General features: G+C 63.7%; 10 protein-coding genes. 6 read left to right on the top strand and 4 right to left on the bottom strand.

Annotated features, from left to right (window positions below):
• Positions 1 to 26: 26 nt before the first annotated feature.
• From RC54_RS18720 to RC54_RS18710, 3 genes are all read right to left on the bottom strand, one after another.
• On the bottom strand, positions 27 to 857 hold the full coding sequence (locus tag RC54_RS18720) for a mechanosensitive ion channel family protein (protein WP_058896442.1): 831 nt from the start codon (positions 855 to 857) through the stop codon (positions 27 to 29).
• 197 nt (positions 858 to 1,054) lie between these two features.
• The gene (gene purD, locus RC54_RS18715) at positions 1,055 to 2,323 is read right to left on the bottom strand and encodes a phosphoribosylamine--glycine ligase (protein ID WP_058896441.1); all 1,269 of its coding nucleotides are present in this window, start codon (positions 2,321 to 2,323) and stop codon (positions 1,055 to 1,057) included.
• A gap of 66 nt (positions 2,324 to 2,389) precedes the next feature.
• Positions 2,390 to 3,115, bottom strand: coding sequence for a YebC/PmpR family DNA-binding transcriptional regulator (locus RC54_RS18710; protein WP_058896440.1), 726 nt, complete (start codon positions 3,113 to 3,115; stop codon positions 2,390 to 2,392).
• 232 nt (positions 3,116 to 3,347) lie between these two features.
• Here RC54_RS18710 and RC54_RS18705 point away from each other — a divergent pair, with 232 nt between their 5' ends.
• The 5 genes from RC54_RS18705 (at position 3,348) to RC54_RS18690 (ending at position 8,679) form a co-directional block, all read left to right on the top strand.
• Positions 3,348 to 5,021 carry a helicase HerA-like C-terminal domain-containing protein gene (locus RC54_RS18705; protein ID WP_061790221.1) on the top strand — a complete coding sequence of 558 codons (1,674 nt, stop codon included), beginning with the start codon at positions 3,348 to 3,350 and terminating at the stop codon, positions 5,019 to 5,021.
• Between the two features lie 89 nt (positions 5,022 to 5,110).
• Complete coding sequence (locus tag RC54_RS18700; protein ID WP_174526134.1) at positions 5,111 to 6,025, top strand: DMT family transporter; 915 nt, start codon at positions 5,111 to 5,113, stop codon at positions 6,023 to 6,025.
• Between the two features lie 68 nt (positions 6,026 to 6,093).
• Positions 6,094 to 7,068 (top strand): quinone oxidoreductase family protein, encoded by a 975-nt coding sequence (locus tag RC54_RS18695; protein ID WP_058896437.1) that lies wholly within the window; start codon positions 6,094 to 6,096, stop codon positions 7,066 to 7,068.
• Positions 7,069 to 7,142: 74 nt separating this feature from the next.
• The gene (locus RC54_RS25415) at positions 7,143 to 7,313 is read left to right on the top strand and encodes a hypothetical protein (RefSeq protein WP_164471226.1); all 171 of its coding nucleotides are present in this window, start codon (positions 7,143 to 7,145) and stop codon (positions 7,311 to 7,313) included.
• 244 nt (positions 7,314 to 7,557) lie between these two features.
• Complete coding sequence (locus RC54_RS18690; RefSeq protein WP_244216381.1) at positions 7,558 to 8,679, top strand: ABC transporter substrate-binding protein; 1,122 nt, start codon at positions 7,558 to 7,560, stop codon at positions 8,677 to 8,679.
• 16 nt (positions 8,680 to 8,695) lie between these two features.
• Here the strand turns inward: RC54_RS18690 and RC54_RS18685 are convergent, their stop codons facing one another.
• The gene (locus tag RC54_RS18685) at positions 8,696 to 9,349 is read right to left on the bottom strand and encodes a DUF4136 domain-containing protein (protein ID WP_061790223.1); all 654 of its coding nucleotides are present in this window, start codon (positions 9,347 to 9,349) and stop codon (positions 8,696 to 8,698) included.
• Between the two features lie 362 nt (positions 9,350 to 9,711).
• Between RC54_RS18685 and pepN the strand changes: the two genes are divergently transcribed.
• Positions 9,712 to 12,408 carry an aminopeptidase N gene (gene pepN, locus RC54_RS18675; RefSeq protein ID WP_061790224.1) on the top strand — a complete coding sequence of 899 codons (2,697 nt, stop codon included), beginning with the start codon at positions 9,712 to 9,714 and terminating at the stop codon, positions 12,406 to 12,408.
• Positions 12,409 to 12,433 lie beyond the last annotated feature (25 nt).

Here is a 12,433-nt window from a genome sequence, read left to right as displayed (position 1 = left end):
CGGACCGGCAATGTGGGGCATTGGCCTCAGCTTTGCGGCGGCTGCGCCAGCGGTACCGCCACCTGGTAGGTGGCCGGGGCCGGCCAGCCTTGCTTCAGGCAGACCTCGGCGATGGCGTTCTGCACATCGTTGTAGACCTGGCCGAAATTGGGCGTGGGCGCGTGCACGCGGATGGCGATCAAGGTGCCGGTGGCATTGAATTCCTGGATTGCGATGCCCGGCGCCGGGGTCTGCAACACGTTGGGGATGGCGGTGATGCGGTCGGTCAGCTTGGCGATGGCTTGCTGTGGATCAACACTGTAGGCAATCTGGCAACGCAGGTCGGTACGGCGGGTGGCATTGACGTTGTAGTTGATGATGTTTTCCGAGAACAGCTTGTTGTTGCCGATGATCACGCGCAGGTTGTTGTCGGTGGTGATGATGGTGGTCACCAGTCCAATGTCGGATACCGAACCGGTCTGGCCAGCCGCGGTGATGTAGTCGCCTACCTTGAAGGGGCGCAGCACCACCAGGAAGATGCCGGCCGCGAAGTTCGACAGCAGGCCCGACCAGGCCACGCCCAGCGCCACGCCGACCGCGCCGATGACGGCGGCAAACGAAGTGGTGGGGACGCCGCAGACTTCCAGGATGCCCATCACCAGCAGGATGCGCAGGATCACGTGCATGGCCGAGCTGGCATAGTTGACCAGGGTGGTTTCGAACTGGCGTGCGGTCAGTACGCGGCGCACCACCTTGGCCAGGGTATTGATCAACATGCCGCCGATGATCCAGATGACGATGGCGGCGATCACCTTCAGGCCGAAGGGCACCAGATAGAGGTTGATGAGGGTGTCGAAGTTGAGCAGGTGGGTGGGCATCGGTATTTCCTTTTCTTGTGTCGTGACAATTCGTGGCAATGCGTGCCAATGAGTGGCAGGGTGTGCGGCACCGGTTGTGCTTAGTCCGAGCCAGGCCGGTTTTTGTTGCACAGCCAGCGCCCAAAACGAAATCCCCCGCAACACTGGCTGCGTTGCGGGGGACCGGTCAGCTCATTTGCTGGGCTGTAGAACGCTGTTTAACGTTTGAGCGCGCGCCAGCCGATGTCGCGACGCATCTGCGAACCGGCGAAGTGGATCAGGTCAGCGGCGTCATAGGCGTGCTTCTGCGCGACCTTGACACTGTCGCCCAGGCCCACCACGCACAGCACGCGGCCACCGTTGGTGGTCAGCTTGTCGCCGGTGAGGGTGGTGCCGGCATGGAAGGTCACGCAATCGGCGGTCTCGGCCGGGATGTCGGTGATCAGATCACCACGGCGCGGTTCTTCCGGGTAGCCATGGGCAGCCATCACCACGCCCAGCGCGGTGCGGCGGTCCCATTCCAGTTCCACCTTGTCCAGCGAGCCGGTCACGGCATGTTCGAATACGGTCAGCAGATCCGTCTTCAAGCGCGCCATGATCGGCTGGGTTTCCGGGTCGCCCATGCGGCAGTTGAATTCCAGCGTCTTGGGGTTGCCTTCGGCATCGATCATCAAGCCTGCATACAGGAAGCCCGAGAAGGGGATGCCATCCTTGGCCATGCCCTGCACGGTAGGCACGATGATCTCGCGCATGACGCGCGCGTGCAGCGCCGGAGTGACGATGGGGGCCGGCGAATAGGCGCCCATGCCACCGGTATTGGGGCCTTGATCGTGGTCTTGCAGGCGCTTGTGGTCCTGGCTGGTGGCCAGCGGCAGGATGTTCTTGCCGTCGACCATGACGATGAAGGATGCTTCTTCGCCGGCCAGGAATTGCTCGATCACCACGCGCGCGCCGGCGTCGCCCAGCTTGTTGTCGGAGAGCATCATGTCCACGGCGGTATGCGCCTCTTCCAGCGTCATGGCCACCACCACGCCCTTGCCAGCGGCCAGGCCGTCAGCCTTGATGACGATGGGCGCGCCCTGCTGGGCGATGTAGTCATGGGCGGCGGCCACGTCCGAGAAGGTCTGGTATTGGGCAGTGGGGATCGCATGGCGCTGCATGAAGGCCTTGGCGAAGTCCTTGGAGCTTTCCAGTTGCGCCGCTTCCTTGGTGGGGCCGAAGATTTTCAGGCCGCGGGCGCGGAAGACGTTGACGATGCCGGCCGCCAGCGGGCCTTCGGGGCCGACCACGGTCAGCGCCACGTGCTCCTGCTCGACGAAGTCGGCCAGTGCCATCGGATCGGTGATGGCGATGTTTTGCAGACGCTCGTCGAGCGCGGTGCCGCCATTGCCGGGAGCGACATAGACCGTCTGGATGCGCGGCGACTTGGCGATGGCCCAGGCCAGCGCATGTTCACGGCCACCGGAGCCGACAACTAGGATTTTCATGGGAATAGGAAGAAAAGAGTGGCGAATGGGGGCGAAATGTCCGAATTATCCGGGTCGTATGAAGAATTATTCTTCGATCACGGCGTTGGTATAGAGCTCTTGGGTATCGTCCAGGTTCTCCAGCGCATCCAGCAGCTTCTGCATCTTGACGCCATCCTCGCCGGCAAACACGGTCTCGGTGGAGGGCTTCATGGTGATCTCGGCCACTTCGGCCTTGAAGCCGGCGGCTTCCATGGCGCTCTTGACGGCGGCGAAGTCGTTGGGGGCGGTCAGCACTTCGATGCCGCCTTCGTCATCGGTGATGACGTCTTCGGCGCCGGCTTCCAGGGCCGCTTCCATGACGGCGTTCTCATCGGTGCCGGGGGCATACATCAATTGGCCACAGTGCTTGAACAGGAAGGCCACCGAGCCTTCGGTCCCCATGTTGCCACCGAACTTGGAGAAGGCGTGACGCACTTCGGCGACCGTACGCACGCGGTTGTCGGTCATGCAATCGACGATGATGGCCGCGCCGTTGATGCCATAGCCTTCATAGCGCACTTCTTCATAGTTCACGCCATCCAGGGCGCCGGTGCCGCGCTGGATGGCGCGGGTCACGTTGTCCTTGGGCATGTTGGCGTCGGAGGCACGGTCCACCGCCAGGCGCAGACGCGGATTGGTATCCGGGTCGCCCCCACCCATGCGGGCAGCGACGGTGATTTCCTTGATCAGACGGGTCCAGACGCGACCGCGCTTTTCATCCTGACGGCCTTTACGATGCTGAATATTGGCCCATTTGCTGTGTCCAGCCATGTTCAATCTTTCCTGCGAGAGGGTGAGGCCAGAACCGTCTTGTGGTCGCCACCGCCGCCCTTCGCGCTCGCTGCGGCAAGACCGGCAGGCGGATGCAACGAATCGGTGCAGAGGGAGACCAAGCACAGGCAGGACCGATCATGTCCATCCTGCCACCATGTTCTGACTATAATCGGGCGGGCATTTTACCATACCGCCACCCCGTCATTTTTGCCCTCAAGGCTGAGTTGAGATGATTAATCCGCTTCCCATTGCTTCCCATCCCGGCGGGCTCCTGTGCCTGCTGCCGCAACTGGCCAACCGCCATGGTTGCATCACCGGCGCCACCGGCACCGGCAAGACCGTCACCTTGCAGGTGCTGGCCCAGGCCTTGTCCGATATCGGGGTGCCGGTCTTCATGGCCGACGTCAAGGGCGACCTGTCCGGCCTGGGCAAGGCCGGCAGCGCCTCGCCCAAGACCACGGCGCGCCTGGCCCAACTGGGTCTGCCCGAACCGGCCTGGGCCGCCGCCCCGGTGGCGTTCTGGGATGTCTATGGCCAACAGGGCCACCCGGTCCGCGCCACCATTTCCGACATGGGGCCGCTGATGCTGGCGCGCATGTTGAACCTGAACGACACCCAGCAAGGCGTGTTGCAACTGGTATTCAAGATCGCCGACGACCACGGCCTGTTGCTGCTGGACACCAAGGACCTGCGCGCCATGCTGCAGCACGTGGGCGAGAACGCCGCCCAGTTCAAGACCGAATACGGCAATATCTCGGCCGCCAGCGTGGGCGCCATCCAGCGCGGCCTGATCGCCATTGATGAACAGGGCGGCGACCGCTTCTTCGGCGAACCGATGTTGAACATCGAAGACTGGATGCAGACCGACGCCCAGGGCCGCGGCGTCATCAACATCCTGGCCGCCGACCGCCTGATGAACGCGCCGCGTCTGTATTCCACCTTCCTGCTGTGGATGCTCTCGGAACTGTTCGAACACCTGCCCGAGGTGGGCGATCTGGACAAGCCCAAGATGGCCTTCTTCTTCGACGAAGCACACCTGCTGTTCGATGAGGCGCCCAAGCCGCTGTTGCAGAAGATCGAACAGGTGGTGCGCCTGATCCGCTCCAAGGGCGTGGGCATCTACTTCGTCACGCAAAATCCGCTGGACATCCCCGATACCGTCCTGGGCCAGCTCGGCAACCGCGTGCAGCACGCCCTGCGCGCCTACACCCCGCGCGACCAGAAGGCGGTGCAGGCCGCCGCCGAGACCTTCCGCCCCAATCCCATGGTCAATACCGCCCAGGCCATCACCGAGCTGGGCGTGGGCGAGGCGCTGGTGTCCTTCCTCGATGACAAGGGCCGGCCCAATATGGTCGAGCGCGGTTATGTACTCACTCCCGCTTCGCAGATCGGCCCCCTGAGCGCAGAAGAGCGCCGCGCCCTGATCGCCAGTTCGCTGGTGGCCGGCGTCTACGAGCAGGCCATCGACCGTGAATCGGCCTATGAACGCCTGAAGGGGCGCGCCGTGCAACAGCCGCAGGCGGCCCCGGCCCCGACGCCGAATCAGCCGCCGGCCCCCGCACCCGCACCGCCTCCGGTGGATGACAACGCCTGGGGCGCCTCGGCCGGCCACACCGCACCAGCGCCCGCGACCGGCTCCCGCCCCAGCGGTGGCGCCCGTATGCCTTCCCGGCAGCCGCAGCCCCAAGCGCAACCGCTGCCGCAGCAAGACGAGGGTGGCGGCCTGGGCGATCTGCTCAAGGATGCTGCGGGCGGCCTCTTCGGCAACGGCAACGGCAACGGCAGCCGCCGCAGCGATTCGCCCTTGCAAGCCATGGTCAAGTCGGCGGCGCGCAGCATTGGTTCACAGGTGGGACGCGAACTGATCCGCGGCGTCCTCGGCTCGCTGATGAAGAAGCGTTGACCCCTGGCGCGCCGGTGCAAGGCCGGCGCGGCGTTCAGGCGCTTGGGTGCTTAGGTGCTTAAGGCGTTGAAATGTTTACAATGGCGGCCATGACTGCTGCCACTTCCCACTCCACCCCGCGCCAGGCCTTCCTGGGCGGGCTCTTGCTTGCCATCGTCGGCGCCATCTTCTTTTCCGCCAAGGCCATCGTGGCCAAGCTGATGTACCGTTACCAGGTCGATGCGGTCATGGTCATCACGCTGCGCATGGTGTTTTCCTTCCCGATGTTCGCCGCCGTGGCGATCTGGAAGGCACGCACCCAGCCGCCGCTGGCGCGCGCCGATTATCTGCGCATCCTGGTGCTGGGGCTGATGGGCTACTACCTGTCGAGCTTCCTCGACTTCCTCGGCCTGCAATACATCTCGGCCGGGCTGGAACGGTTGATCCTGTTCCTCACCCCTTCCTTCGTGATGCTGATCGCCTTTTTCTTCTTCAAGCGCAAGGTCGGGGCGATTGAGTGGGGGGCGCTGCTGGTGTCCTACTTCGGTACCGTGCTGGTCTTGCAGCATGACCTGCACACCGGCGGCAGCGAAGTCATCCTGGGCAGCGCCCTGGTGCTGGGCTCGGCCTTGAGCTATTCGATCTACCTGATCGGCTCGGGCGAACTGGTGCGCCGGGTCGGCGCGGTGCGGCTGGTGGCTTATGCCATGTGCGTCTCCAGTGTGGCCTGCGTGATCCAGTTCTTCATCTTGCGCCCCCCGGCCGAGCTGCTCACCCAGGTGGCCCCGGTGTATCAGCTTTCACTCTTCAATGCGGTGTTCTGCACCGTGCTGCCGGTGTTTTTGACCATGGTGGCGGTGGCTCGCATCGGCGCCCCGACGGCCGCCCAGGCCGGGCTGGTGGGGCCGGTTTCCACGCTCTTCATGGGCGCCGTGCTGCTGGATGAACCCATTACCGCCATCCAGCTGCTGGGCACTGCGCTGGTGCTGGCCGGCATGTGGCTGCTGTCGCGCAAGAAGCGCTGAGGCGTTCTATACTGGCCCACCGCAAGTGAATTTCCAGGCTTGATACTGACCGACTACAGGAGACCCAGATGGCAAAAGCAATCCGCATGAACAAGACCGGCGGCCCCGAGGTGATGGAATACGTGGACGTCGAGGTGGGCGAGCCGGGTGCCGGCCAAGTGCGCATCCGCCATGCTGCCATCGGCCTGAACTTCATCGATTGCTATTTCCGCGCCGGTCTCTATCCGCAACCGCTGCCTGCCGGCCTGGGCCAGGAAGGCGCCGGCACCATCGAAGCGGTGGGGCCGGGTGTGAGCGACTTCAAGGTGGGCGACCGCGTAGCCTACGCCGGCCGTCCCAATGGCGCCTATGCCGAAGAACGGGTGATGCCGGCCGACATTCTGGTCAAGCTGCCCGATGCCATCAGTTTCGATACGGCCGCGGCCATGATGTTGCAGGGCATGACCGTGCAATACCTGCTGCGCCAGACCTACGTGGTGCAGCCGGGCGAGACCATCCTGTTCCATGCCGCTGCTGGCGGCATCGGCCTGATCGCCTGCCAGTGGGCCCGCGCGCTGGGTGTGAACCTGATCGGCACCGTTAGCAGCGAGGAAAAAGCCGCCCTGGCCAAGCAGCACGGCGCGGCCCACGTGATCAACTACAAGGCCGAGAACTTCGTCGAGCGTGTCAAGGAAATTACCGGGGGCAAAGGCGTTCCGGTAGTCTATGACTCCATCGGCAAGGATACCTTCATGGGCTCGCTGGATTGCCTGCGCCCGCGTGGCATGATGGTCAGCTTCGGCAATGCCTCCGGCCCGGTGGCGCCGTTCGGCGTGTCCGAGTTGGCTGCGCGCGGCTCGCTGTTCCTGACCCGGCCCTCCCTGGGCAATTACATCGCCACTCGCGCCGAGCTCGATGCCACTGCGGGCGACCTGTTCCACATGGTGCAAAGCAAGCAGATCAGCATCGAGATCAACCAGCGCTATGCCTTGAAGGATGTGGGCCAGGCTCATGCCGACCTGGAAGGTCGCAAGACCACCGGCTCGACCATCCTGATTCCGTGACCGTCTGAAACCCCCGATTTAAAGGGGGGAGCCAGTCTGATTGTTCACTTGTACCCGCCCAAAGAGGAAGCATCATGGACCAGCCCACGCACGCCCCCGGTCTTGACAACCCCATGGGCCATCCTCCCGAGCAGGCCGCCGGCACCGATGGCACGCCCAAGTTCGGGCGGCTGTTGGTGGTGCTGATCTGCGCGGTGTTGCTGATCGTGGTCATCACCTTCGCCAGCGAAGCCTATTTTTCCTAGCCGCTTAGCCGTTTGGGTGGCGGATATCGAAATTATTCGGTGAGAATCTCGCAAGATATCGGTATTTGCCCACGACTATGCGTTGATCACGCATTTTTTCCCGTCTTGATCGTCAAATGCAGCCTTTGACGCCTGCGACTTCCACGCAGGCGCATCCAGGGAACATTTTTGGCGGGAGAGGGAGATGGGATGGAGCTGGAGCAAGGCCCGGTACTGGTGTGGTCGTCTGATCATGGTATTCACCTTGGCAACCTGCCTGGTGGCTGCGGGCAGTACAGTGGCCACAGCGGCCGAGAATGGCGTGACGCCCACCGAGATCGTGCTGGGCCAGTCGGCGCCCTTCACCGGGCCGGCGGCCGAGATCGGGCGTGATTTCCAGGAGGGCGCGCGCAGCTACTTTTCCCAGGTCAATGCCAAGGGTGGCATCCATGGCCGCCGCGTGCGCCTGTTGAGCCTGGACGACCGCTACGAGCCTGAGCGTACCCTAGCCAATACCCAGCAACTGATCTGGCGCGACAAGGTATTCGCCCTGTTCGGCTATTCCGGCACGCCCACCGTGCTGGCGGCGCTGCCGGCCATGCGCGAGGCCGGCATCCCGCTGATCGCCCCGCATTCGGGCGCCAGCAGCTTGCGCGAGCCCTTCAATCGCCTGATCTTCCATGTGCGTGCCAGCTACCAGCAGGAAACCGACTTCCTGCTGCGCCAGTTGCAGGGCACCGGGCGCCTGCGGGTGGCGGTGTTCTACCAGAATGATGAGCTGGGCAAGGAGTTGCTGGACAACCTGCGCCTGCGGGCCCTGGTCTATGGCCTGACCGTGGTGGGCAGCGTGGCCATCGAGCGCAATAGCGATGTGGTGACCACGGCGGCAGAACAATTCATGAAGATGCAGCCGGATGTGGTGATCCAGGTGGTGCCCTACCTGCCGGCCGCCGCTCTCATCACCCGGATGCGCGCAGCCGGCTACCTGGGTGGTTTTTCCAACTATTCCTTCGTCGGCAGCCATTCGCTGGCCACGCGCCTCAAAGACGGCGGCGTCGGCACCGAGATCACCCAGGTGGTGCCTTTCCCCAACAAGGCCAGGCTACCCATCGTCTACGAATACCAGAAGGCCATGGCGCGTTCTTCCCGCGCCTGCTGCAACTTCATCGGCCTGGAAGGCTATATCGCCGCCCGCGTGCTGGTCGAAGCGCTGCGCCGCGCCGGCCCGCAATTGAGCCGCGAAGGCCTGATCCGGGCGCTGGAGAGCATCACCCCGGCCAACTACGATGGCGGCGGATTCAGCCTGCATTTCAGCCGCACCGACCACACCGGTTCGGACTTCGTCGATTTGACCGCCATCGGCACGGCCGGGCGCTTCATCAACTAGGGCCTGTTCCAGATCTTCAGTCGGCCGGTTGCCCATCCTTGTCGACCTTGATGCTGATATGCCGCGTCACCCCGCTGGGGCCGGGGAAATCCTCGAAGGCGGCGCGCACCATGGCCGGCATGGCCGCCGCCAGGCCGGCGCGCTGGCCTTCGCTATCGACCACCACATCGAACAGCTTCTTGCCATCGGCGAGCCTGCTGATGCCGATCTGCAGGCGTCGCAGGAATACCGGATAGCTGGTGGTCTCCATCGGTCCGCCATACCAGAAGGGATCATAGAACGGCCCATACGGGCCATAGAAGCCGAACGGACGCGGCCCGAAGCGGCCCCAGCCCGGTCCCGGACCATAGAAGAAGGGATCGTAGGCCGGCCGGCTGACCACTACCTGCTCGGTATTCATGCCATAGCTGAAGCTCACCTGCAGTTGCGCCGGTTTGCCCTCGCCGGCCTCGGTAAAGCCCAGGAACAGCAGTTCCTGGCGGATCAGGCCGGCGTAGTTCTGGTGCTGCAAGTCGTTTTCTTGCTCTTTGGTGGCAGCGAATGTGAAGGGTTTGGCGTTATCCCCGGGCGACCAGGCGTGGTAGGAGGTGACATTGCTCTGGATTACCGAGGCACAGCCGGACAGCAGCAGGCTGGCCGCCGCGAGGAAGAGATAAAGCCAGCGTTTCATGATGGAACTCCAATGGAAAAGGCCAGGTGTCGGGCCGGTGGCTGGGCGCTCTGCGCATGAAGCGGCAATTGCTGCAGGGGAGAGGGTGAGACCGGCTTCGGTCGTTTTCGATCCCGCTCTCATGCCGGCCGCCCTTCCTGCTGCCAGCGCCGTGGCCGCTATTGTAGTGCGGTCGTGCTTGCCGCGCAGCCAGCCAGGTGCCGGGCTGATGGTCTGGGTGGGGAGGTCAGGGCGATTTCGGTCGATTCCATCCGCGCTGTGCGCGATGATTGGTAAAATCGAACTTTTGCTGCACTTGACTTGGTTTTTGACTGTCGTCGCCTTCACCTTTCACCTCCACTTCCCTTCCTGGACAGGCCTCCATGCGCACCGATACGCCCCAGACGATCTACCGTAAAGACTACGCCGCTCCCAACTACCTGGCCGACACCGTCGAGATGGGTTTCGACCTTGATCCCGCCGACACCTACGTGGCCACCCGCATCACCCTGACCCGCAATCCGCACGCCCGCGGGCGCGACCTGCTGCTCTTCGGCGAAGAGCTGGAGCTGGTGGCCCTGCGCCTGAACGGCAAGACGCTTTCGCAAGCCAAGGGCGACTTCCGTATCGCTGGCGGCGTGCTGACCATCCCGGCCGCACCGGCCAAGGTGGTGCTGGAAATCGAAACCCTGATCCACCCGGACCGCAACACCTCGTTGATGGGTCTGTACGTCTCCAACGGCAATTTCTTCACCCAGTGCGAAGCCGAGGGCTTCCGCAAGATCACCTACTTCCCCGACCGCCCGGACGTGATGGCCAAGTTCACCGTCATGCTGCGCGCCGAGAAGTCGCGCTACCCGGTGCTGCTGTCCAACGGCAACCTGATCGAAGAGGGTGACTTGCCCGATGGCCGCCACTATGCCAAGTGGGAAGATCCGTTCAAGAAACCCTCCTACCTGTTCGCCCTGGTGGCCGGCAACCTGGTCTGCCAGGAAGAAACCGTGCGCCTGCATTCGGGCCGCGATGCGCTGCTGCAGGTATGGGTGGAAGAGGGCAACCTGGACAAGACCCAGCACGCCATGGATTCGCTGAAGAACAGCATCAGTTGGGACGTGCAGCGCTTCGGCCTGGACCTGGACCTGGACCGCTTCATGATCGTGGCCGTGGGCGACTTCAACATGGGCGCCATGGAAAACAAGGGCTTGAACATCTTCAACACCAAGTACGTGCTGGCCAATCCGCGCATCGCCACCGATGTGGATTTCGCCAACATCGAAGCGGTGGTCGGCCACGAATATTTCCACAACTGGACCGGCAATCGCGTGACCTGCCGCGACTGGTTCCAGCTGTCCTTGAAGGAAGGCCTGACCGTCTTCCGCGACCAGGAATTCTCGGCCGACATGATCGGCAACGACAGTGGCCGCGCCGTCAAGCGCATCGATGACGTGCGCGTGCTGCGCCAGGCGCAGTTCCCGGAAGATGCCGGCCCGATGGCGCACCCGGTGCGTCCCGACTCCTATGTCGAGATCAATAATTTCTACACCGTCACCGTCTATGAAAAGGGTGCCGAAGTGGTGCGCATGTACCAGACCCTGCTGGGCCGCGAGGGCTTCCGCAAGGGCATGGACCTGTACTTCAAGCGCCACGACGGCCAGGCCGTGACCTGCGACGATTTCCGCGCCGCCATGGCCGACGCCAATGGCCGCGACCTGTCGCAATTCGAACGCTGGTACAGCCAGGCCGGCACGCCCCTGGTGCAAGCCAGCGCCGAGTACGACGCCAAGCGCAAGACCCTGACCCTGACGCTGGAGCAAAGCTGCCCGGCCACCCCCGGCCAGAAGAAGAAACAGCCCTTCCATATCCCGGTGGCCGTGGGCCTGCTGGATGCACAAGGCCGTGACCTGGCGCTGACCCTGCAAGGCGAGAAGAAGGTCGGTGCCACCACCCGCGTGCTGGAGTTGACCAAGGCCAAGCAGAGCTTCACCTTCATCAACGTCGATGAAAAACCGGTGCCGTCGCTGTTGCGCGGCTTCTCCGCCCCGGTGGTGCTGCAGTTCGACTACAGCGATGCCGAACTGGCCTTCCTGATGGCCCACGACAGCGATCCCTTCAACCGTTGGGAAGCCGGTCAGCGCTTGGCCACCCGTCGCCTGTTGAATCTCACGGTGGCGGTGCAGGCGGCACGTCAATCCGGCCATGTGGTAGCCGTGGACACCGTGCTCAACAACATCGAACACGATGGCGCTCTGGCCGACGCCCTGCGTGCCACGCTCAGGGATGAATCGCTGGACCCGGCCTTCCGCGAACTGGTGCTGACCCTGCCCTCGGAAACCATGATCGCCGAACAGATGGAAGTCATCGACCCGCACGCCATCCACGTGGCGCGCCAGTTCCTGCGCCGCTCGCTGGCGCGCGCACTGCATGACGACCTGCTGGCGGTCTATCGGGCCCACCAGACGCCGGGCGCTTACAGTCCCGACGCCGCCTCGGCCGGCCATCGCGCCCTGAAGAACGTCGCCCTGTCCTACCTGGCCGAGCTGGATGACCAGGAGGCCATGACCTTGGCCCAGCAACAGGACCAGGACGCCAATAACATGACCGACCGCCTGGCTGCGTTGTCGGCCATCCTCAACAGCGCCGCCCCCGGCAAGAGTGAAGCCCTGCAGCGTTTCTACGCCGAGTTCGAAAACGAAGCCCTGGTCATCGACAAGTGGTTCACCCTGCAGGCCACGGCTCGCAATGCGGACGTCAACACCGTGCGCAGCCTGACCGAGCATCCGGCCTTCACGCTCAAGAATCCCAATCGCGCACGCAGCCTGATCTTCAGCTTCTGCAACGGCAACCCCTCGGCCTTCCATGCGCCGGACGGCAACGGCTATGCCTTCTGGGCCGAGCAGGTGATCGCCCTCAATGGCAGCAACCCGCAAGTGGCCGCACGCCTGGCGCGCAGCCTGGATCGCTGGCGCAAGTACAGCCCGGCGCTGCAGGAAAAGATGCGCCTGGCCCTGCAACAAGTGGCCGCCACGCCCAACCTGTCGCGCGACGTGGCCGAAGTGGTCAGCAAGGCGCTGGCCAATTGATCATTTAAAAAGATGATTGCAGCCT

It is taken from the genome of Herbaspirillum rubrisubalbicans, assembly GCF_003719195.1.
GTDB classification, from domain to species: domain Bacteria; phylum Pseudomonadota; class Gammaproteobacteria; order Burkholderiales; family Burkholderiaceae_D; genus Herbaspirillum; species Herbaspirillum rubrisubalbicans.
The sequence above is the reverse complement of the archived record's forward strand: the minus strand, read 5'-3'. Positions and strand labels throughout refer to the sequence as shown.